The 22,603-nt window shown below is 69.8% G+C and carries 16 protein-coding genes; 3 read left to right on the top strand and 13 right to left on the bottom strand.

Going from position 1 to position 22,603, the window contains the following annotated elements; all coding sequences use genetic code 11:
* Window positions 1-4 precede the first annotated feature (4 nt).
* Together LIN44_RS23780 and LIN44_RS23785 are read left to right on the top strand one after the other, a co-directional pair.
* Window positions 5-469 carry a low molecular weight protein-tyrosine-phosphatase gene (locus LIN44_RS23780; protein ID WP_227314718.1) on the top strand — a complete coding sequence of 155 codons (465 nt, stop codon included), beginning with the start codon at window positions 5-7 and terminating at the stop codon, window positions 467-469.
* The gene (locus LIN44_RS23785; protein WP_227314719.1) at window positions 466-2,715 is read left to right on the top strand and encodes a polysaccharide biosynthesis tyrosine autokinase; all 2,250 of its coding nucleotides are present in this window, start codon (window positions 466-468) and stop codon (window positions 2,713-2,715) included. Before LIN44_RS23780 ends, LIN44_RS23785 begins: the two co-directional genes overlap by 4 nt.
* A 1,236-nt stretch (window positions 2,716-3,951) precedes the next feature.
* Here the strand turns inward: LIN44_RS23785 and LIN44_RS23790 are convergent.
* The 3 genes from LIN44_RS23790 to LIN44_RS23800 form a co-directional block, all read right to left on the bottom strand.
* Window positions 3,952-5,763 carry an alpha/beta hydrolase gene (locus LIN44_RS23790; RefSeq protein ID WP_227314720.1) on the bottom strand — a complete coding sequence of 604 codons (1,812 nt, stop codon included), beginning with the start codon at window positions 5,761-5,763 and terminating at the stop codon, window positions 3,952-3,954.
* A 106-nt stretch (window positions 5,764-5,869) separates the two neighbouring features.
* A complete protein-coding gene (locus tag LIN44_RS23795) occupies window positions 5,870-8,209 on the bottom strand; it encodes a polysaccharide biosynthesis tyrosine autokinase (RefSeq protein WP_227316413.1) in 2,340 nt (779 codons plus the stop codon).
* Between the two features lie 111 nt (window positions 8,210-8,320).
* The gene (locus LIN44_RS23800) at window positions 8,321-9,898 is read right to left on the bottom strand and encodes a mannose-1-phosphate guanylyltransferase/mannose-6-phosphate isomerase (RefSeq protein WP_227314721.1); all 1,578 of its coding nucleotides are present in this window, start codon (window positions 9,896-9,898) and stop codon (window positions 8,321-8,323) included.
* A 371-nt stretch (window positions 9,899-10,269) separates the two neighbouring features.
* On the opposite strand from LIN44_RS23800, the gene LIN44_RS23805 reads away from it, so the two are divergent.
* Window positions 10,270-11,343: a DUF1839 family protein gene (locus LIN44_RS23805; RefSeq protein WP_227314722.1), complete on the top strand. Its 1,074-nt coding sequence runs from the start codon at window positions 10,270-10,272 to the stop codon at window positions 11,341-11,343.
* 76 nt (window positions 11,344-11,419) lie between these two features.
* Here the strand turns inward: LIN44_RS23805 and LIN44_RS23810 are convergent, their stop codons facing one another.
* The 10 genes from LIN44_RS23810 to LIN44_RS23855 form a co-directional block, all read right to left on the bottom strand.
* Window positions 11,420-12,142 carry a Crp/Fnr family transcriptional regulator gene (locus LIN44_RS23810; protein ID WP_227314723.1) on the bottom strand — a complete coding sequence of 241 codons (723 nt, stop codon included), beginning with the start codon at window positions 12,140-12,142 and terminating at the stop codon, window positions 11,420-11,422.
* Between the two features lie 454 nt (window positions 12,143-12,596).
* Window positions 12,597-15,167, bottom strand: a complete 2,571-nt coding sequence (locus LIN44_RS23815) for a glycoside hydrolase family 2 protein (RefSeq protein WP_227316414.1) — start codon at window positions 15,165-15,167, stop codon at window positions 12,597-12,599.
* Window positions 15,168-15,211: 44 nt separating this feature from the next.
* On the bottom strand, window positions 15,212-16,192 hold the full coding sequence (locus LIN44_RS23820) for a DUF1839 family protein (protein WP_227314724.1): 981 nt from the start codon (window positions 16,190-16,192) through the stop codon (window positions 15,212-15,214).
* Window positions 16,193-17,194 carry an amino acid--[acyl-carrier-protein] ligase gene (locus LIN44_RS23825; RefSeq protein WP_227314725.1) on the bottom strand — a complete coding sequence of 334 codons (1,002 nt, stop codon included), beginning with the start codon at window positions 17,192-17,194 and terminating at the stop codon, window positions 16,193-16,195.
* A 10-nt stretch (window positions 17,195-17,204) separates the two neighbouring features.
* Window positions 17,205-18,410 (bottom strand): acyl-CoA dehydrogenase family protein, encoded by a 1,206-nt coding sequence (locus LIN44_RS23830; RefSeq protein ID WP_227314726.1) that lies wholly within the window; start codon window positions 18,408-18,410, stop codon window positions 17,205-17,207.
* On the bottom strand, window positions 18,407-18,658 hold the full coding sequence (locus tag LIN44_RS23835; RefSeq protein ID WP_227314727.1) for an acyl carrier protein: 252 nt from the start codon (window positions 18,656-18,658) through the stop codon (window positions 18,407-18,409). The genes LIN44_RS23830 and LIN44_RS23835 overlap by 4 nt, the downstream gene beginning before the upstream one ends.
* Before the next feature lie 108 nt (window positions 18,659-18,766).
* Complete coding sequence (locus LIN44_RS23840) at window positions 18,767-20,170, bottom strand: undecaprenyl-phosphate glucose phosphotransferase (RefSeq protein WP_227314728.1); 1,404 nt, start codon at window positions 20,168-20,170, stop codon at window positions 18,767-18,769.
* A 116-nt stretch (window positions 20,171-20,286) separates the two neighbouring features.
* Window positions 20,287-20,952 carry a phosphatase PAP2 family protein gene (locus tag LIN44_RS23845; RefSeq protein ID WP_227314729.1) on the bottom strand — a complete coding sequence of 222 codons (666 nt, stop codon included), beginning with the start codon at window positions 20,950-20,952 and terminating at the stop codon, window positions 20,287-20,289.
* A gap of 480 nt (window positions 20,953-21,432) precedes the next feature.
* Window positions 21,433-21,747: a hypothetical protein gene (locus LIN44_RS23850; protein WP_227314730.1), complete on the bottom strand. Its 315-nt coding sequence runs from the start codon at window positions 21,745-21,747 to the stop codon at window positions 21,433-21,435.
* Window positions 21,748-21,842: 95 nt separating this feature from the next.
* Window positions 21,843-22,400: a DNA-binding response regulator gene (locus tag LIN44_RS23855; protein ID WP_227314731.1), complete on the bottom strand. Its 558-nt coding sequence runs from the start codon at window positions 22,398-22,400 to the stop codon at window positions 21,843-21,845.
* Window positions 22,401-22,603: the final 203 nt, after the last annotated feature.

Raw genomic sequence — 22,603 nt, forward strand, 5'->3', positions numbered from 1 at the left:
CGCGATGATCCGCTCGATCCTGGTGGTGTGCCTGGGCAACCGCTGCCGCAGCCCGATGGCCGCCGACCTGCTGCGCCAGGCCTTGCCCGGCTGCAGCATCAGTTCCGCCGGGCTGGCGCCGCCGGTGGGTGCCGGCGCCGATCCGCGCGTGATCCGGCTGCTGGCCAAGGACGGGCTGGACCTGGCCGCGCACCGCGCGCGCGAACTCGACGACGACATGGTCGACGGCGCCGACCTGGTGCTGGTGATGGACAGCGAGCAGCGCGAATGGCTGGAGCAGCGCTTCCCGCGGGCGCGCGGCAAGACCTTCCGCCTGTGCGAGGCCGCGCAGGCGGATATTCCCGATCCCTACGGCGGCTCGCAGGCAATGTTCCTGATCGTGCTGGGGCTGATCCGCGAGGGCGTGCAGGCATGGACGGCACAGATTCAATCCGAAGCACAGGCAACCCGCTACGGGGAGGCAACATGAGCAACATCAAGAACCTGCGAGACTACGAGGCCCAGGCCCCGGAAGGCGAGGAGACGTCGTCGGACCTGACTTCGTATGTCGACGTGCTGGTCCGTTACCGCTGGACCTTCCTCGCGGTTGCCGCGGCGGTGATTGCCGCGGGCCTGCTGTTCGCGTTGCTGTCCAAGCCGGTCTACCGCGCCGACATCCTGGTGCAGGTGGAGGACCAGAACAGCGGCAACGTCAACAACACCAACAAGCCCACCGCCACGGTGTCGCCGGTGTATGACGTCAGGCCCGCCCCTTCGACCGAGATCGAGCTGCTGCGCTCGCGCATGGTGGTGGGCAAGGCGGTCGACGCGCTGCAGCTGGACGTGTCCGCGTCGCCGTCCTACTTTCCGGTGATCGGCGCGGCCGTGGCCGGCTTCAACCGCGAGCTGTCGCAGCCGGGCCTGTTCGGCCGGGGCGGCTATGCGTGGGGCAGCGAGGCGATCACGGTATCGCGCCTGGAGGTGCCGCCCGCGATGGAGCGCCGGCTGATCACGGTGACCGCGCTGGGCAACGACAAATACCGGGTGGCCTTCGCCAGCGACAATGCCGTGGCCGAAGGCAGCGTCGGCGTGCCGCTGACGGTGGCGACCCACAGCGGCAAGGTCACCATCGAGGTGACCCAGCTCGAAGGCCGCCCCGGCGCGGTGTTCCATGTCTCGCGCGTGCCGCGCGCGGTGGCCATTGCCGACCTGCAGAGCAAGCTGATGATCACCGAGCGCGGCAAGCAGAGCGGCGTGATCGGCGTGGCGCTGGAGGGTACTTCAGCAGAGAAGACCGCCGCCATCCTGAACGAGATCGGCAACGAGTATGTCGAGCAGAACCTGCGCCGCAAGGCGGCCGAGGCCGAGAAATCGCTGGCTTTCCTGGAGGCGCAGCTGCCGCAGCTCAAGCAGCAGCTGGAAAGCGCCGAGTCGCGCTACAACAACATGCGCAACCAGCGCGGCACCATCGACCTGAACGAAGAATCGCGGCTGGTGCTGTCGCAGTCGGTGGCCGCCCAGACCAAGCTGGCCGACCTGCGCCAGCGGCGCCAGGAACTGATTGCGCGCTTCACCCCCAACCATCCGGCGATCGAGATCATGGACAAGCAGATCGCCGATGTGAACGCCGAGATCGGCGCGGTCGGCAGCAAGATCCAGCGCCTGCCGGATATCGAGCAGAACGTGCTGCGGCTGATGCGCGATGTCCGGGTCAGCACCGAGATGTACCAGTCGCTGCTGAATGACGTGCAGCAGCTCAGGCTGGTCAAGGCCAGCAAGATCGGCACGGCGCGGCTGGTGGACCCGGCCGAGGTGCCGATCCGCCCGGTCAAGCCCAACCGCAAGCTGATCGCCGCGGCCTCGGTGCTGCTGGGCCTGCTGGCCGGCACCGCGGTGGTGGTGCTGCGCCGGCTGTTCGACGGCGGCGTCGCCGATGCGGACGAGATCGAGCGCGAAACCGGCATGACGGTGTACGCCACCGTGCCCTACAGCGCCGCGCAGTCGCGCCTGCGCGGCGGGCCCGACATCGACAAGCTGCTCGCCCGGCGCATGCCGGACGACCCGGCGGTGGAAAGCCTGCGCAGCTTCCGCACCTCGCTGCAGTTTGCCCTGCTCAACAGCGACAGCAACAATGTGGTGGTGATCACCGGTCCGGCGCCGGAGGTGGGCAAGTCGTTCATCTCGGCCAACTTCGCCACGGTGCTGGCCACCGCCGGGCGCCGCGTGGTGCTGGTCGACGCCGACCTGCGGCGCGGCGGGCTCAACCACCATTTCGGCAAGCCGCGCGTGCCGGGGCTGACCGAGCTGCTGACCGGCACGCCGCTGGAGCAGGTACTGCAGCGCGACGTGGTGCCAGGACTCGATTTCATCGCCACCGGTTCCGAACCGCCGCTGGCGGCCGACCTGCTGCAGACGCGCGGCATGGATACGCTGCTGGCCACGCTCCGGAACCGCTACGACGTGGTGCTGCTCGATACCCCACCGGTGCTGGCCACTTCCGACGCCGGCGTGCTGGCGACCAAGGCCGGGGCTGTGTTCCTGGTGGCGCGGGCCGATGCCAGCACGGCATCAGAGCTCAAGGCCACGCGGCGCGCGATCGTGCAGGCGGGGAGCGATATCAAGGGGGTGATTTTCAATGGGCTGAAGGTGGAGGGGCGGTGGTATCGGGCGCATTATCACTTCGGGAAGTACCGGTATATGAATCAGTATGGGGGGGCTAGTTCTAAGAGGGCTTAGGGGTGAGGTCTATTTTGGGTACTGGTGACGACTTCGCTCCTGGCACGCGTGGCGATTTTCTTGGGCCAGATTCGCGGCATTGCGACGGCGTTATCGCTCTTGGCGAGCGCGGCTGTTTCGCCGGCGCAGCCGGCGACCTCCTTTCTGTCCGAGCGACAGAAAGGAGGCAAAGAGCGCGTCGCCTGAGCGGCTGGCTAAGGCGGTGTTGGTGGTTCGATCGGTGGTGACTCGCGGCCGGGCTTCTGGTGGCTCCAGCCTGCTGACGCTACCTGGAGGTGCCTGGCGTTCGAGGTCGGATGGACGAACCCGACTTTAGGTCGGTGGCCGCCTGCTTATCACGTTATTGGTGGGACGCCTTCGGCTGCGCTGCGCGCGCTCCCAATCTCAGGTCTACGGCTCGGGCACGGAGTGCGTCGCTGCGCTCGCACGCGTTATCGCGTGCGATCCCGACTACTGCCTGTCTCCTCCCGTATGTTTTCTCCCCTCTCCCGCGTGCGGGAGAGGGGCGGGGGTGAGGGCCAGGCGCATCCACGAAGTCAGGCGTCCAAATCCCCACGACGAAGAGGCTGTAAGACCGACGCAAACCACCATGCCGGCCAGCCAGGCTTGTCCGTGGCCCCGTGTCCGGCCCACCATGGATTGGAAGTTTGTATGCGCAGATAGGCTGCGTCGCAGATGCCGTTCTGGCGTGCTTGCAGATCGGATTTTCACGTGAGGTCACGGTTCGGTGCGATGACCGCGTCGGGTGGATTGGAGGCTTGACTTCGTGGATACTCCGGCCCTCACCCCCGCCCCTCTCCCGCTTGCGGGAGAGGGGAGAAAACAGGCGGGAAGCAAAACGTTGTTGGGCTCGCCCGCGACGACGCCGTGCGAGCGCAGCGAGGCACTCCGTGCCCGAGCCGGAGACCTGAGATTGAGAGCGCGCGCAGCGCAGCCGAAGGCGTCCCACCAATAACGTGATAAGCAGGCGGCCACCAACCTAAAGTCGGGTTCGTCCATCCGACCTCGAACGCCAGGCACTTCCAGGTAGCGTCAGCAGGGTCGAACCACCAACCGCCTGACCGCAAGTCACCACCACTGGAACCACCAACGCCGCCTTGGCCAGCCGCCCAGGCGACGCGCTCTTTGCCTCCTTTCTGTCGCTCGGACAGAAAGGAGGTCGCCGGCTGCGCCGGCGAAACAGCAGCGCCAGCCAAGAACGAAAACAGCCAACACGCCCCGCATTCAGAGCCACCACTAAACCCCCACCTTCACCTCCCGCGGCAACTCATCCCGCACCACCTCCATCTCAGCCAGATGCCCCGCCACATGCTTCACCACGTGGTCACAGAAAATCTGCCTCCCCCCCGCCAGAAACAACGCATGGTCCATACACCCATGCCGATGCACAGTGATATGCGTGAACGCCGCGAGCGCTTCCAGATCTCTGCCAAAGCGCAGCCGCGCCTCATCGAGCCCGACGTCCTCGGTCCCGTAAAACATGTCCGTCTGCACCCCACGCTCATTCAGGCACCGCATCGCGGCCCGCGCGTAAGCCGTGGCTGACGCCAGGTCTTCGCCACCGCGCAGCCGCGTCAGGCGGAACGCCACGCGCTCGGTGGCGTGCCGGTATGCGTGGCGCGCCATGGCCGCGGCGAGCGCGCCGATCCGCACCTGCCCCTGCAGCATCCGTTGCCAGTTGCCGCCACGGCGCGCGGCCGACAGCCAGCCCTGCCACGATCGCGCGCCCTTGCCCTCGCTCCGGTCGTCGGCGCGGTCCCAGCGGAATTTCACCAGGTTGGCCAGCACCAGGCCGTTCACGCCGGGGTTGGCCAGCGCGGCGTGCAGGCTCAGGAAAGCGCCGGAGCACACGCCGGCCAGCACGATGCAGCGGAAGCCGCGCGCGCGCATCCAGTCGACCGCGGCGCTCACGTCCGCGCGCGGACCGGGCGCGTAGATTTCAGGAATGCTCATGCTGCGCGGCGCGCGCGGGCTGTCGCCGAGGGCGGACACGTCCAGCCGCAGCGAGACCACGCCCAGCCTTGCCAGCCGGCGCGACAGCGTGACGAACATGCGGCCATCGCCGACATGGTGGTTGCCGCCGGTATTCGGGAAGATCACCGCGACCGGCGCGGGCGCCGCGTCGCGCGGCAGGCACAGGATGCCGAACTGGCGCCGCGCGTCGAGCCAGACCGACTCTTCGATCACGCCATCGACGGCGACGCGCAGCGACGCCGCGCCGGGCATGGACCGCCGCGCCGGCAGCGCGGCCGACGCGACCGGTACCGGTGCCAGCCACTGCACCAGTTGCCGCCAGGCCTGCGCCGGCACCCCGGCATACTCGGCCGATTGCATCATGTCGGCGTATTCGGGGAACGCGGCGGCCTCGACCTTGACGCCGCCGTCGGTGTAGTACTGCGCCAGCGCGCCGGCCGCGGAACTGGCGCCGGGCCAGGGGTCGAGCACCAGCACGCGCGGCGCGGGGCAGGTCGTGCCGCGGTCGAGGCGCAGCGCCTCGAGTTCGCGCACGGTGTCGGCGGTGAAGCGGAATGCCAGCACGTCGAGCGCGCCAGCCGGCGGCAGCGGGGTTTCGGTCGGCCCGACGCTGTTGAGCCAGTTCAGATGCAGCGCGCGCAGCTCGCGCAGGTAGGCGCGCCCATTGACCACGGGCGCGATCAGCACCAGCGCGGCAACGCCGCCCTGCCATGCCGGGTGCGAGCGCATCGCCTCGGCGGCCTGCACCGCGAGGCTGGCACCGGCGCGCAGCCCGCACAGCACGATGCGCTCGACTCCGGCCAGCGCGCGCAGCTGCGCGGCCGCGGCGACGATGCTCGAGGCGGCGCGGCCGAGGAAATGCGCGGCCTCGCAGGCGCCGGCGGAGTCGCCGGTGCAGGGATAGTCGAAGCGCAGCACCGGCATGCCGGCCGCGGCGAGGTCGTCGGCAAGATGCCGCCATGCCCGGTGCGACCACATGGCCTCGTGGCCCAGCGGCGCGCACAGTACCACGCCGGTCTTTCCATGTGCCTCGTGCAGCCAGCCGGCACAGCCTTCGAACATCAGGCGCCTCATGTCGCCTCCTGGCCAGCGAATAGCCCGCCGCCGAGCCGGTGGAAACGCCCACCGATCCACGCAGAAACGGGTACGCTCAGGCTGCGCTGCCCGCTTCTGCGCCCCCTTATTCTTTTTTCTCTTCGCGGTGCAGCGCCTGCCCGATCCGGCGCGAGATCGGCGCGGTCGCCGGCATGCCGAGATACGGGTTGACGCTGTTGAACTCCGCCCGGTTGCTGCGCTTGGCGATCACACAGTTGAGGATGCCGCCCAGCAGGCGGGCATCGGCCCGTTGCAGGCGCTTGAGCGTTTCATCGACCTGGCCGGGCAGGGTAGCGTCGGCACGCAGCACCACCAGGGTCGACCCCGCCAGGTTCGCGACCAGGCTGGCATCGGCCACCGCCAGCACCGGCGGCGTGTCGATCAGCACCAGGTCGAAGCGGGCGGCGCACTGGCGCAGCGCTTCGGCCATGCCCGGGCGCATCAGCAGTTCGGACGGATTCGGCGGCGGCAAGCCCGCCGGCAGGATCGACAGCCCGTTGACCACCGTGGGCCGCACCGCGGCGGACAGCGGCACGCGCCCGGTCAGCAGTTCGGCCAGGCCGGATTCGGCGGGCTGGTCGAACCAGCTCGCCACGCGGCCGCGGCGCAGGTCGGCATCGATCAGCAGCACGCGCTGGCCGGCTTCGGCGAACAGCACGGCCAGGTTCACCGACGCGAAGGTCTTGCCCGCGCCCGGCGCCGGGCTGGTGACGGCGATGACATGGTCGGGCGCGCTGCGCAGCGCGAAATGCACCGCGGCGCGGATATTGCGCAGCCCTTCCACCGCCAGCGAGTGCGGCGCGTTGCGCGCCAGCAGGAACTGGTCGTGCAGGCCCAGCCGCAGCATGCGCTCGGCGCTGTCATCCTCCAGCGCGGATACGTCGATCACCGCGCTCGACGGCTGCGGCCGCTCCAGGCGCGCCGACGGCGGTGCGGCATAGCCCGCGGCCACGCCCAGCAGGGCCTTGGCCGAGACCATGCGCTCGAGCGCCGCCTGTTCGCGGCTGAAGGCAATGTCGCCCAGCATGGTGATGCCGAGCTTGTCCTCGGCGTCGTTGGCGGTGGCCACGGTGGGCCGCACGCGCTGGCGCAGCGTCAGCGCCCCGGCCGCCAGCAGCATGCCCAGCACGCCGCCGCCGGCGGCCGGCGTCCACGGTCCCATGCCGATCGGCACGGTGGGCGTGAGCGCGTTGTCGACGATGCGCACCTGGCCGGTGCGGTCGAGCTGCGCCAGCGACAGCTGCTCGACCTTGTTGCGCAGCGTCATGTACATGTCTTCGGCCACCTTGACGTCGCGCGTCAGCGCCACGGACTCACGCTCGGACGCCGACAGGTTCTGCATGCGCGCGTCCATTTCCTGGCGCTCGCGCGTGAGCTGCTGGATCTGGCTGTCGACGGTGCGGACCTCGTTGGCTTCGGTGGTGAAGCGCTGCAGCAGCTTGGTGCGCTCCAGGCGCAGCAGCGCGATCTGGCGCTGGTATTCCATGCTGCCGTTCAGGTACGACTGCACGTCCTGGCTTGGCGCGAGCGAGCCCGAGCGCGAGCGGTAACGCGTCAGCGCGCTCTCGGCGCGCTCCAGCTCGGCCTTCACGCGCGGCAGTTCGCCGGACAGGAAGGCCAGCGTCGCGGCGGTGTCGTCCTGGCGCTGATCGGCCTGGCCCTTGATATACGAATCGGCAATGCCGTTGACCAGCGCGGCCGCGGTGGCGGGGTCGCGGTTCTGCCAGCTGATGCGCAGCGTGGTGGCGTCGCTCGATTCGCCTTCCACGCGCAACTCGCGCGTGACGGCATCGACGGTCAGCGTCAGGTCGCGCCGCGTGACCAGGAAGCGCGTACCCGGCCGCGCCTCGATCCGGCCCACCAGCATCGAGATGCCACCGGCCTCGGCCACCTGGCCGGCACGGCCCTCGACCTGCGCCTCCGGCCCGCTCAGCCGGAAGCCGTTGTCGGGCAGGATCTCCAGCGTCAGCGACACGTTGAGCAGGCGCGCCGGCACGTTCAGGCGCTCCACCGCCACGCGCTCGCCGCCCCATGCGTAGCCCAGCTCCGCCGGCCACGGCCCGCGCAGCTTGCCGGGCTCGGCGAAGTGGTTGACCAGGCTGCCCAGCAGCGGCGCGCGCAGCGGCTGGATCTCGATGTCCAGGTGCAGGCGCTCGACCACCGGGCCGACCACGGCGCGGCTCTTCAGCATGCCCAGGTCGAGCTGCGGCGTGGCGGTGCGGCCGGCGCTGTCGCGGGTCTGCAGCTGCACCAGCGCCTTGGCGCGATACAGGTCAGGGGTGGACAGCCACGCCGTCCAGGCCAGGGCCGCGCCGGCCAGCCCGGCGGCAAGGATCCAGCCTGCGTGGTCCAGCAACACGCGCGCGTTCGCGCCGCTGCGCGGCGACACCTGGTCGGGTACCGGTACGGCTCCGGCAAATGACATTCTGCTCACGACATCTCTCCCGCCACACGCTGCCTCTCGCCCATCACGCAGCAACCGGTGCGTACCCGCGCGCCTGCCGGCGCCCGGGTGCATGCACTGGCCGCCGACCCCTTATTTGCGCCCGTAGTTGTCTTCGAACCTCACGATGTCGTCTTCGCCCAGGTAGGCGCCCGACTGCACCTCGATGATCTCCAGCGGCGTCTTGCCCGGGTTCTCGAGCCGGTGCAGGGTACCGATGGGGATGTAGGTCGACTGGTTTTCCGAAAGAATGCTGATGTTGTCGCCGCAGGTCACGCGCGCGGTGCCCCGCACCACCACCCAGTGCTCGGCGCGGTGGTAGTGCATCTGCAGCGACAGGCTGGCGCCGGGCTCGACCACGATGCGCTTGACCTGGAAGCGGTCGCCGCGATCGATCGAGTCATAGCAGCCCCAGGGCCGGCGTACCTTGCGATGGTTCACCACTTCATTGCCATGCTCGGAGCGGATGCGCTGGACGATGTTCTTCACGTCCTGCACGTGGGCCTTGTCGACCACCAGCACCGCATCGGCGGTTTCCACCACCACCACGTCCTGCACCCCGACGCACGCGATCAGGCGGCCTTCGGAATGCGCCAGGCACGAGCTCGCGCCATCGAACAGCACGCGGCCGCGCCCGGCATTGCCGCTGGCGTCCTTGGGCGCGATATCCCAGATCGCCGCCCACGAGCCCACGTCGGACCAGCCCGCATCCAGCGGCACCAGCATGCCGGCGATATCCGGCAGGGTCTCGAGCTTCTCCATCACGGCGTAGTCGATCGAATCGGACGGGCAGGCGTGGAACGCTTCCTTGCCCAGGCACAGCACCTCGCCGGCGCAGGCGGCATGTTCGCTCGCCGCATAGGCGGCGCGGCACTGCCGCGCCATCTCGGGCTGCAGTTCGGCCACCGCGCGCAGCCACACCGAGGCCCGCACCACGAAGATGCCGCTGTTCCACCAGAACTCGCCGGACTCGACATAGTGCTTGGCCAGCTCCAGATGCGGCTTCTCGACGAAGCGGTCCAGCATGAAGGCGCCATGGTCGGCGCCGCCGGCCGCGCGGATGTAGCCGAAGCCGGTCTCGGGCGCCACCGGCTTCACGCCCAGCGTGACGATGGCACCGTGGTCTGCATGCTGGATCGCGGTGGCGATGGCCTCGCGGAAGGACGCGACGTCGGCCACGCTGTGGTCGGCCGGCGTTACCACCAGCACCGCATCGCCACCCTCGCCCGCGGCCGCCAGCGCATGCAGCGCGGCCACCGTCAGCGCCGGCGCGGTATTGCGCCCGCACGGTTCGGACAGCACGCGCGCGGGCTTGCCGGCGCGCTTCATCATGTCGGTGATCATGAAGCGGTGCTCTTCCCCGCAGACCACGATCTGCGCCGCTTCCATGCCGTCGGGGCGGCCCGCCAGCGCGGCCACGCCGGCGAGGCGGTTGGCCGTGGCTTCCAGCAGCGTGTCTTCGGCAATCAGGTTCAGCAGCTGCTTGGGAAACTGCTCGCGCGACAGCGGCCACAGGCGCGTACCGGCGCCGCCGGCAAGGATCACGGGCTGCACCACCGGCAACGCGGCGCAATGCGCCGCCCTGTCGCCCAGCCCTTGCAGCGCTGCATGGATTTCGCCGTTGACCGGCGGCGGCGTCTGGTTCTCTTCCCGGGTCCGAATTCGCATCATGCCTCCTGACGTGTCGCCTGTTCCAAGCGTCCCGCGCGTCCGGCCCGGCCCTGCGCAACCATCGCGACGGCCTCGCAGAAACGGGTACGCCCGGCAGCGGTCCCTGACCGCCATGACGGGGATGCCAGCCAGTCTAGGCAGGCGCCCTGGCGCAATCTGTTCGATTCCGCACACGCTACTTGCGCCGCCGCAGCGGGCCGCGGGCACGCGCGCCGCGGGCGTCCGCGATCGCGCGCGCTCTGTTGGAGAACGCACCGATAGCCGCGGCCGCCGGCGTTGCAATACAGTGGGCCGTGCAGGCGCAGCGCTTGCCATCGCGGCCCGGCGGCATGCGCGCACGGCGCAGGAACGACATGGAGCGGGCGGTGGCAATGACGGCAGCGATCTCGCCAGGAACGGCAACCACGGCAACCACGGACATTGACCGCGGCGGCTACCACTACTCGCGCCAGTCGCCGTGCCGCGTGGCCAGGCCGGTGCAGCGCTGGCTGCACGATGAAGCCTCGGTCTGGCAGGAGACCAATTGCTACATGGACCTGTGGATCGAGCTGCTGTATGGCTGGGGACTCGACCCGCGCGCGGCGCTGGCATTCACCGTGGCGCAGGACTACGAGGGCGACCATTTCACCTTCTTCAAGTACCCGCAGGCGGATATCGAGCTGCTGTACGGCACGGTGGTGCAGGAGATGGCGGTCTACGACACACTGCAGGCCCACCTGGTCGAACAGGTCGGGCGCGGCCATACCGTGCTGGTCGAGATGGACAGCTACTACCTGCCCGACACGCGCGCCACCGCCTACCGCCAGGCACACGTGAAGACCACCGTCGCCATCGACCGGATCGACCCGGCCGCGCAGCGGCTGTCCTACTACCACAGCCTTGGGTACCACACCGCCGAGGATGAGGACTACCGCGGCCTGTTGCGCCTGACGCCCGCACTGCGCGACGGCAACATCCTGTTTCCGTACGCCGAATGCGCCAAGCGCGTGCGCGCGCCGCTGCGGGGCGCGGCCGCGGCCGATGCGGCCGCGATGCTGATGCGCCACCACCTGGGCCGCCGCCCCGCGCTGAACCCGGTGACGCGCTGGCGCGCCGACTTCGACCAGCACGTCGCGGTGATCCTGGCGCGCGGCGATGCCTACTTCCATCACTACGGCTTCAACCTGCCGCGCCAGCTGGGGGCGAACTTCGAGATGCTGCATCACTGCCTCGCTTGGTTCGGCGAGCATGGTTACGATGTGCCCGCGCGCATCGCGCGGGCGGCCAACAGCATGGCCGAGCAAAGCAAGGTGCTGCAGTTCCGCCTGGCCCGGGCCATGGCGCGCGGCCGTCCGGACCGCTGCGCCGAATGCCTGGACACGATGGAGTCCGCTTATGAAACGGTCATCGCCGGCCTGCTGTCGTCGTTCGGCGCCGCCGATCGGGCGCAGCCGGCATACGCCTGAGGCCATCCGCCAGCGCCGCCAGCGTCAGCGGTACCGCGGGCGCACGGCCCCTGCCGTGCCGCGCGCCCGTGGCACCTCAGGCGTGGGCCAGCGCTGGCAACAGGCGGTCGTACTCGCGCTTGACCAGCTTGTAGCATTCGCAGGAATGCTTCTCGAGCCCGCAATGATCGAGGATGGTGATATGGCCGCGGCTGTGGTGGATCAGCCCCAGGTTTTCCAGCTTGCCGGCCGCTTCGGTAACGCCTTCGCGGCGCACGCCCAGCATGTTGGCGATGACCTGCTGGGTGATGACCAGCTCGTCGGAGTTCATGCGGTCGCGTGCCAGCAGCAGCCAGCGGCACAGCTGCTTGTTCAGCGAATGGTGGCGGTTGCATGCCGCGGTCTGCGCGATCTGCGTCAGCACCGCCTGCACATACAGCAGCGTGACGCGCTGCAGGGTCGGCAGGTAGGACAGTTCGGCGCGCAGCGCGCGCGCGGGAATGCGGTAGGCAAAGCCCGGGCTGCGCACTTCGACGCGGCTGGGCATGGTATCGCCGCCCGTCACCACCGGAATGCCGACCAGGCCTTCATTGCCGACCGCGGCAAACTCGACCGTGGCGCCGTCCTCGAGCAGCGACAGCAGCGACACCACCGAGGTGGTCGGGAAATACACATGCACGATGCGCTGGCTGGTGTCAGTCAGCAGTTCGCCGGCACGCAGCCGGACCAGTTCAAAGTGGCGCGACAGCGTTTCCCATTCCTGCCGCGGCAAGGCATTGAGCAGATGATTGACATGCAGGTCCGACCGTTGCGTGATCATGCTGATTCTCCCCGTTGACCCGGGACCGGCACTGGGCCGCCGCTCGCGCACTGGCTGCGTGGTGCAAAGCCCGGCTGTACCGCTCCACCCGTGACTGATGCTTACCGACTTGTTGACACCGCGTATGACTGACTGATGACGGCTGCCATCCGCTTTCCGTCCCGACGCGCAAGCCCTGCGGTGCGCTGTGTGCCTGCCTCGTCGTTTGACTGTATTAAGTGCTATGGCGCACTGAAGCGACAGTAGGCAGACGGTTGGTACTCGTTCATCCTTTGGTTGGTTGGTAGCAGGCCGCCGGGTACCCGCATTCGCCGCCAAGGCTGGCGGCGAATGCAAGTACCCGGCGGCGGCATGCACGGGACTTGCCGGCAGCGACACGCTGCCAGGCAAGGCATGACAAGGGAGGAACCGGCCGGCGGGGGGCGGCTGGTGGGGCCTGTGCGCCCTATGCGTCCTATGCGCCCGGCGCGGCGTAGCTGGCCGGCCGGTCGGCGTTGACGGCGTAGATCTCGCCCGAAGGGATGGCGCCGGCCGCCACGCCCGGGCCGCTCTCATGCATCAGGCGGATACGCCGCGTTTCACCGGGCCCCAGGTGGAACCAGTCCTGCTCCGGCAGGAAGGCGTGGTCCTCGATATGCACCCAGCGCGCAAAGCGGCGCGTGCCGAGGTGCAGCCACCACTGGCCCTGCACGCATTCGACGCGGCCATGCAGTTCGGGCGGCGCCAGCGCGGCGGCGCTGCGGTCGGGCAGGTAGACCGCCTGGCTCAGCGGCGTGCCGGCGCCGTCGTCATCGGCATGCAGCGTGGCCAGCACCACGTCGTGGGCCGGCGGCCCGAAGCGGTAGGCGTAGGTGAAATCGAAGAACTGGTCGAGCATCGCCGCCGCGGCGATCCGGCAGGATTCGCGCGGCCGCAGCGCCAGCACCTGCCGCGCCTGCGCCGCCACCGCCTCGCCGTCGCGCAGGCAGCGCAGCGTCAGCAGCACCGTGCGCGGCTGCGCGGTTTCATTGATGACATGCACATGCAGGCCGTTCAGGCCCTCGTCGGTCAGCAGCACCTGCAGCGGCTGCCACACCGCGCGCAAGGCATGCCAGGGCGACTTGGGGCGCCCGCGCGCGTCGACGATGCCCCAGCCGGCGCCGGGCAGCAGGTCCTGCAACTGCCACACCAGCCCGCCGGCGCAGCTGGAACCCACGCGGCGCCATTCGCTGAACACCTCGGTCATGACTTCCGCCACCACCGCGCGCGACAACTCCAGGTAGCGCGCCGGGCGCTCATAGCGCAGACACGGCGGATCGACCTGGTACAGCGCGCGCAGGTAGAAGTCGCGAATATCCTCGAAGTCCCACGCCGCGCCGGCATCGCGCGGCACCCGCGCCTTCCAGCGCGGGTCGTGCAGCGGCTGGCTCAGGCCGTGTTCGCGCAGCGTGCGCGCGCCTGGCACGTTGGCAAAGGCCAGGCACTCGGAAGCAAAGCGCACGTTGGCCAGCCGCGCATCCGCCAGCGGGCGCTGGTAGGCGCCCACGCCGTAGTAATGGGTGACGCCGGTGTCGGGCTGGAACGGCCACGCGCCTTCGCTGGGCGAGTTGCGCACATAGACCACGTCGGCACGGTGCCGGGCCACCAGGCCGGGGATCAGCTCGTCGAACAGCGGCTGGCGCCAGTCGCCGCGCGGCGTGCCCAGCATGGCGGCCTGCTGCTCGGCTTCGCTGCCGCCGCACAGCACCGCGATGGCCGGGTGCGCGCGCGTCGACTGCAGCCACTGGCCGACTTCGAGCGCGGCATCGTCCATCAGCCCGCGCGACGCTTGCGGATCCGCGCCGTAGTCGAAATTGGCGAACATGAAGTCCTGCCACACCAGCAGCCCCAGCGCATCGCAGCAACGGTAGAAGGCCTCGCCGGGATAGCAGGTGACGCCGCTGACCCGCACCATGTTCATGCCCGCGTCGCGCGCCAGCCGCAGCCAGCCGGCGACGGCCTCGTCGCTGTCGGCCAGTCCGGGCAAATCATGGCTGGACACGCAGGCGCCGCGGCAGAAGATGCGCTCGCCGTTGACGCGCAGCGCAAAGGCGCCGGGCTCGCCGTCGCGGTCTTCCTCGACCGTGCGGAAGCCCACTTGCGCGCAATGCAGCGCCTGCGTGCCGAGACGGGCCTCGACGCGATACAGCGCAGGCTCGCCATGCGTATGCGGCCACCAGCGGCGCGCATGCGGCACGCGCAGCGTGCCGGCCAGCACATGCGCCGACGTACGCGTCAGGCTGCCCCAGATTTCACTGTCGCCATGCGCAGCCAGCCAGCGCGCCTGGGCCGGCGCCGGCCCCGGGAAGTGCAGCGTCAGCGCAATGATGCCGTCGGCGCCGTCGGTGCCGTCCAACCGCGCGCTGGCCTCGGCGCGCACGCCGTGCAGCGGATCGGCGCTGGCCGGATCGAGCAGCTCGATGCTGCGCCACGGCCCCACCGCATGGACCGGCGGACACCAGCCCGGCATATGGCCCAGCAGCGTGGTGCGGACCGCGCGCAGCGTCGGCGGCACGATCATGCGCGGCTTCCAGCGGACCTGGCCGCGCTGCTTGCGCAGCCACGGATGCAACGCGCGGAAGCACAGGTGCAGCGTGTTGTCGCCAGCCAGCTGCACCGCCACCTGGTGGGCGGCGAACATATGGCGCGTGGTCAGCACCAGCACCCCGTTGAGCCATACCTCGGCCAGCGTCGCCAGGCCATTGCAGCGCAGCGTGCGCGCGCCGCTGCCGGCAAAGCGCACGCAATACCAGTAGTCATGCCGGTGCAGCGGCGGCGGCGCGCTGTCGTCCCAGCGGCCCGCCGCGCGCAGGGCCGCGGCCACGGTGCCGGGCACCGGCGCGGGCAGCCACGGCGCATCGGGGGCGAGGTCTGCCGGCGCCTGCGCCGCGCCCGCGAGCGTTTCCAGCCAGCGCCATTCGCCGGCGAGATCGCATGGGCCCACGGCGACGCCGGGGGCAAGCGTCGTGCCGGTCGCCGCCGTTGCAACGGATGTGGCGTGGGTCATTGCCGCGGACTGGCCTTGCGCCAGGGCCGCCGCGTCGCGTGCGCTCATGCCACGCTCGCGCCGAAGTGCGAGGCCAGGGCCGGCACCGTGCCCTGGTAGGCCTGCTCGAGCTGGTCCAGGCAGTCCTGGCAGGGATCGGACTTGCGGCTGATCACCGCGCGCATCAGCCGGAACTGCATCACCATGGCTTCGGACGCCATGGTGTAGCAGGCCTCGCCGATGCAATCGGGCAGCGAGTGCCCGTGCAGCACCAGCCAGCGCAGGTAACGCCCGAGCAGTTCGAAATTGACGCCCAGCTGGCGCAGCACGCTGGCCGCATAAACCTGGAAGTTGGGCTCGCCGCGCGCCATCAGGTGTTCGAGATGGCCTGGGAACGCCATGCGGAACACGCTGATCGGGTTGTGCTGCGGACGGCGCGACAGGTGATGGCGCAGCAGTTCCAGCGAAGTCCGCATCAGCGCGGCATCGGTCAGCGCGGCAAAGCGCCGCCGCGCCACCGACGCATGCGGAAACGCCGCGAGCTCGCCGTAGCCCACCGTCGCCGGGCGGAAGATGGCGGCATAGTCCTCGCCGCTGGCGGTGTGGTAGCCGTCGCCGTGGAAGTAGCCGACGGCGGCGGCCTCGGGCACCAATACGTCAATGCCGATGCACGAGCGCATATGCTGGCGGCGATAGGTGCCGGCCGGCTGCGGCAGCTGGTAGCTGTCGACTTCCAGCAGCACCACGTTGCCGCGCGCGGTCTGGGTGGCCACATGCGCCTCGAGCCGGTCGTACATCGACAGCTCGTGCGTGACGATGCCGTACAGGCGTTCGAGGTCGTTGGCGGGGAAGGCCGAGAGCGTGAACTGGTCGCCCTCGAAGTCCTGTGCCACGGTGAACGGCAACGCGGCAATCGGCTCGAGGTCCCAGCCCTGCAGCAACTCGACCCACAGGTCGATCTGCTGGTTCGCATGGGACCAGACCGGATTGCCGCCATGCCAGGTGGAGCGGCCTGCGCGAACCCTGGCCCTGCCGTCGCCGTACATTTACCCCCCCCACAGCGTGTCGCGGACGGTTTGGGGCCAGCGTGCGGGATCCAGCCCGTGGTGGCGCAGCAGCGCCAGCGCCATGCGCTCGACGCCGATGCCAACGCAGCCCGTGTGCGCAATAGCGCCGTCCGCGCTGCGCAGGTTCCACATATGGCCGAAGTGGTCCATGTGGTAGTTGAAGCTCATGCACGCCGAGGGCGGCGCGCCGTCGTTGATCGGTATCAGCAGCTCGAACTTGAGCCTGAGCTCGCGCTGGCTTTCGGCGACGAGCTTGCCGCCGCGCCCGAAGAACGGGTCGTTGGCAACGTCGATCTCCACCGGCAACTGCAGCGCCGTGCCCAGTTCGGGCACGCGTTCGAGCCACTGCTCGCGGAACGCGGCGATGCGCTGCGGGGTTCCCAGGCAGACGTACTCGCGCTGGCGGAACAGCTGCATGCGGGTCGGCTCCCGCGAGGACTCGTGGCGGAAGCAGTACGACATCACGTCGACCACCTTGCCGTCTTCGGGCAGCGGCCCGCGCCGCGCGATCACCGGGTAGACCGGATAGCACGCGGCCGGGGTCAGCACCACGCCGGTCGGCTGCTGCTGGTCGGTCCAGTCGTCCTTGTCCTCCAGGCGCGCGAGCAGGCGGCGGTGGCCCTTGTCGTCGCCGCAGAAGCTGTGGACGGTGCCAGCCAGCTGCGGAAAGCTCTTCATGTAGCCGCTGGTTTCGAAGTCCGCCTGGCCCATGGCCGGCGGGAAGTGCAGCGTCTCCGCGCCGAGGCCGTGCCCCAGGCGCGTCATGACGTGGTTCATGCCTTCGCAGATCGATTCGAAGGTGGTGTTGCGACCATAGAGGCCGGGCACGCCGGTCGGGATCATCAGGCCCTCGGCCACCAGCTGCTCGAGGAACGTGGGGCCGGAGGCGCCCGGCGCCGGCTTGCTGCGCCGCGCGGCGGCGCCGGACTCGGCCGCGGCGCCGCCCTGGGCAGCGCCGTCGGTCAGGGTATGGACGTCCATGCGATCCCCCTCAGGAACGGTCGGCCAGCAACAGATTGGCCGTGTTGGTCAGGATGCGATCGTTGTTGATCATCAGCGGCGCCGACCACAGATCGCGCAAGTGGCGGCCCAGGCTGAACGGCGTGCCGTGCTTGTAGCCCGCCATGCCGCACACCAGCATGGCCTGCTGCACCGCCTCCAGCGCCAGCGTGGACACCGCGGTCTTGAGCCCGTTCATGCCCGCGGCCAGCGCGAATGCGCTCGACACCGACGGCTCGGCATGGCGCCGGCGCTGCTGTTCCAGCGCCAGTTCCAGGCGCCCTTCGATCAGCTGCAGCAGGCTCACCGCTTCTGCCACGCGCGCCGCCGACGGCGGCAGCGCGCCGGGCCGCACGCGTGCCTGCCCCTGGAAGAAGGTCTTGGCGCGCGCCACCGCATCGCTGCAGATGCCGAGCCACAGCGCACTCCACAGGATGTGCGACACCGGCGTCATGGTGGCGTCGGCAATCTCGCCGAACGGCACCGGCAGCACCTGCGCCAGTGTCCCGCTGGCCTCGAGCCGGAAGCCGTTGCTGCAGGTGCCGCGCATGCCCAGCGTGTCCCACGCGTTCAGGCTTTGCAGCGTGTAGTCCGGTTTCAGTGCGCACACCAGTACCTGGTCCGACGGCGCGGCATCGGCATGGCGGCGCGCCGTGATCAGGATGCCGTCGGCATGCGCGCCGTACGAAATCGTCGGCGCCATCTTGAGCAGGTGGAAGCGCTCGCCGTCGAGGTTGAGCGCGCAGCCACTGCTGCGCAGCGCGCCGCCGATGGCTTCCTCGGAGGTGGCCGAAGCCAGCAGCAACTGCTCGGCGGCAATCCGCGCCAGCAAGTCCTGGTGCCAGGCGCTGCCGCTGCCGTGTTCGAGCACGCAGGCCACCTGGATCTGGTGCATGGCGTAGATCATGCCGGTCGACGCGCACGCCGCGCCAAGCACGCGGCAGATTGCCGCCACCGTGGCCAGCGAGGCGCCGGCACCGCCGTGCGCGGCCGGCACCATGGCGCCGATCAGGCCATGCTCGCGCAGGCTGTCGCAGGCTTCCTGCGGGAAGCGCGCGTCGCGGTCGACGGCGTCGGCATGCGCCTGTGCCACCGCGGCAGCGGCCTGGGCGGCGGCGAGCAGCGCCTCGCTGCTCGCCTGCACGGCATCCGGGCCCGCGCTGGAATGCGCCAGTGCCACCCTGGCCATGGGGATCATGCCGCCTCCTGCTGCTGCCGGATCTGCTCGACCGCGGCGGCCAGGGAATCGACGCTGCGGAACAGCTGGCGCGTCAGCATCTGGTCCGGGATCTCGATGTCGAAAGCGTTCTCGAGCGCGAGCATCACGTGCACGGTGGCCAGCGACGACAGGCCGGCGGCATACAGGTCATCGCTGTCTGCCAGATTGGCGAGCGGCACATCGAGCCGGGCAACTTCGCCCAGGATGCTGCGGATGGTTGCTTTCATGGAACGCCTCCGGTTTTATGGGTGCGGCCTATTGCACGCTTAACAGGCTGCGGCTTCGGTACGTTTGCGCACCAATCCGTGCGCCCCCCGGGCACCACCGCAGCTGCCTCAATACGCACTGGCGCCGGTCCAGCCGTGCAGCGCGGTGCGCAGGATGATCTGCAGGTCGAGCTGGAACGACCAGTGCTGGATGTAGTAGATGTCGAACTCGATACGCCGGCGCATCTTCTCGACGGTATCGGTCTGGCCGCGCAGGCCGTTGATCTGGGCCCAGCCGGTGATGCCCGGCTTGACCCGGTGCCGCAGCATGTAGCGGTCGATCAGCTCCTTGTAGAGCTCGTTGTGCTCCATCGCATGGGGGCGCGGGCCCACCACCGACATCTCGCCGCGCAGCACATTCAGGAACTGGGGCAGCTCGTCCAGGCTGGTGCGGCGCAGGAAGGCGCCGACCCGCGTCACGCGCGCATCGCCGCGTACCGCCTGCGTCACGCCCACGTCGGCGTGCTGGCGCATGGTGCGGAACTTGAAGACATCGAACGGGCGCCCGTCCATGCCGAGGCGCCGCTGGCGGAACAGCACCGGCCCGGGCGACGACAGCTTCACCAGCACCGCCACCACCAGCAGCAGCGGCGCCAGTCCGACCAGCGCCGCCAGCGCGAAGGCGCGGTCGAAGCTGGCCTTGAGCAGGCCGGTGATGCCCGACACCGGCGGGCTGTTCAGGTCGATCACGGGCAGGCCGAGGAACTCGCTGAAGCGGTGGCCGAGCAGCTCCACCGACATGACGTCGGGGATCCAGCGGATGTCGATCAGCTCATTGCGGAACTGCCGCACCACGTCGTACAGGTCGCGGCATGCCACCATCGGCAGCGTCAGCCAGATCTCCCTGACCGCCTGGCTGCGCACGAACAGGTTGACCTCCTCCATGGTGCGCAGCGATACCACGCCGTCGGGTACCGCGATCGGCTCCTCATGGTAGATGCCGACCACGCGATAGCCCGCGGCGCGGATCTGGTCCACGCGCAGGTACATCTCGCGCCCCAGCGGGCCGTAGCCGAAGATCACCACGCGCTTGGCGTTGATGCCCTGCTCGCGCACATTGCCCAGCATGCGGAACATGACGGCACGCACCCCCGCCAGCGCCAGCAGGCTGGAGCCGAACCAGCCCAGCGACCAGACCCGCGACACCGCGGCGATCTGGTGCATCAGGAACGCGGTCATCAGCCCGACGATAAACACCGTGGCCCACGCGGCGAGCAGGCGCAGCACCAGCGCCGCGCGGCTGCGCCCGCGCCACGATTCATAGATGCCGAAGGCGGGAAACACCGCCAGCACCCCGATTGAGCACAGCGCGGCCAGGAAGCCGTGCACCGGCGCGGCGCCGCGGATGCCCTCCGGAAAGTACAGCGCACCGATCATGACCGCGCAGGCGCCTACCAGCACCGCGTCGGCGAGCCGGTACAACAAGTGCAGCGCCGTGTGGCGCTCTGCCGCAAAGGTCGAACTGGATGCCATGGCTGCCCACCGCGAATGCAATGCTCGATGCAGCGATGGTTGCCGAGCCGCCCGCCAGTGTCTGTTGGCGGGCGCACACAGCCCATGGCGCGGGAATCCGCCCGGCGCGGCCGCATTCAGCAGTGTCCGCAGCGCACCGCGGCGTGGATGTCAGCGGGCGCCGGCGCGCGCCGGTGCATGGCCCATTCGCCGCGCTGGAAGGGGCGGTCGCGGCCGGACAGCAGCATGGCAAGTTGCTGGATCAGCGCGTGCGACGCGCCCACCGTGCCGGTCATCGGCATCACCAGCGCGGTGGCCAGCACCACGCTCGCCAGCACCATCGCCAGCGGTCCGTGCGGCGTGGTGCGCCGCAGGATGAACGGCAGGCTCACGCACAGGCCCACGCCCAGGCCGCCCGCCACCTCGGACACCGAGTGCGCATGCAGCGCCAGCCGCGACACCCCCACCAGCAGCGCCAGGCCCACGCCCGCGGCGGCCGCGATCCAGCCCAGGCGCTGCCACGCGGCCGGCACCGCCAGGTAGAGCAGCACCGGCAGCACCGCCGCCGCCATCATCGCGTGGCCGGAGAAGCCGGTGAAGTTAAGCGCCGCGCTGCCGATGCCCCAGCCCAGGAACGCGAGCTTGGACACCAGCACCAGCAGCGCCGCCGCGGCGAACGCCAGCACCCAGTGGCGCGCGCTGCCAGGCGCGCCGCGCCAGTACAGCCACAGCGCCAGGAACACGGCGCAAGGCAGCAGGTACGCGGATTCGCCGAACAGGGAAACGAGATGCCAGTGGCTCATGGGCGTGCGCAAGCAGTAAGCGTCAGGGGCTGGTGGCGCAGCGTACCACCGCGCCGCGGGTGGCGGCATCGGCCGCCGGGTCCAGCGCCGCACGCGCGCGCAGCGCCGCCCGGCCGGACGTCGGTCAGGGTGCAGACAGGTTGAGAGTGCATGACTGCATTGGCCGTCTGGTGGATAGAGAGTCTTTGCGCAATTCGATATGTTCAATCGGGATCGCTGCCCTTGCATCACCGGGGCAGCGTTTTCAAAGCCCGCATGGTCCCCCGGTCGGCGGGCTTCTTTTTTTGCCGGCCGGGCACGCGTCGTCGAAGCGGCGGCGGCAAGGGCGCGACCATCCGGCACGCGATGCGGCCCCGCGATGCGACCCCTGCAATGCGCCCCATGCAATGCGGCCCTCGCGTTGCGGCCCGCACAAACGCACAGCGGCACCGGGCGCTCGCGCCGGGTGCCGCTGCACAACAGCTGCGCGTGCCTGCAGGTTCAGGTCACCAGTGACGGCGGCACGCGGTGCCGATGCTGCGCGATGATCAGCGCCTTGAGGCTCTCCACGCGCAGCAGGGCTTCGCGTTCGCCGGCCGCGCGCGCGGCATCGGCGGCGGCCAGCTCGCAATCGAACTGGCGCCCGTGCAGTTCTCCCCGGTACAGCAGCGGCTCATCGCTGCCGGCAGCGCCATCCGCGCCACAACCTTCGTCACGATGGGCGGCGAGCCGGATCTCGAAGCAGCACGCCCACTTTCCCCGGCCCTCGCGCACCGCAAAGCCGCGCACGACGAGGAACTCCATTCCGGCCTCCATACGACCCCCTTCTTCCCGGGACGGCCAGCCTGCAAATGAGGGCCAGCTTCTGCCTCCGGGCGAATCAAGCATAGGCCATCCGCAACATTGCGCCCTCATCCGGTGGTTGTAGGAGGGGTCGCACAAAGGAGGGAGGGAGCGGTCGCACGCGCTGCGCCCAGCGACAGCGCCATGCGCGGAAAACACTGGCCGCCGGCCCATACCAGCGCGGTGGCCGCGCACACCAGGTCCATCGCCGCGGGCAACGCCAGGCAACCGCTGGCGCCGAGCAGCGCGGCATGCAGGATCAACGCGGGATCGAGGCGATCCGACAACACCAGCCAGCGCCGCGGCGCCAGGCGCGCGTGCAGCTGGTCGAGCCAGGCGCGGGGATCGCCTTCCAGGCCGCTGCAATCGATCACGGCGATATCCGCGGGGTCGGGCGGCAGCGCTGCGGCGCGATGCGCGCCGGCGTGCGCAGCGATCCGGCCCGGGACGGTCAGGGAGTTTTGCGTTGCGGTCTGCGCCGGCGCAGCCGATGCCGGGGCGTGCGCCGGTGTCTGCAGCCATTGCGGCGTGAGGCAGTTGATCGGCTTGGGCAGGTCCAGCGCGTGCAGGCGTCGTGCCAGGACCCGGCACATCATTTCATTGCTGGCGATCAGGTAGGTCGGCATTGACTCGGTCCGGCGGCAACCCGCGCGGCCATGGCAGGGTCCGCGCGGTCGGATCCGGGCTGGCTGCGGCCCGGCGGGGAAGGCATCGAGCCAGCGCCAATCCGCCGGCGTCGGTCTGTGCGGATGTCTTCCCTCAGAAGGTAGCAAGCCGCTGCCACCCCTGCCTCATGCTTTTGGCGGAGCGCCGTGCGGCAGAAGGATGA

The organism is Cupriavidus sp. MP-37, from assembly GCF_020618415.1.
Classification (GTDB): domain Bacteria; phylum Pseudomonadota; class Gammaproteobacteria; order Burkholderiales; family Burkholderiaceae; genus Cupriavidus.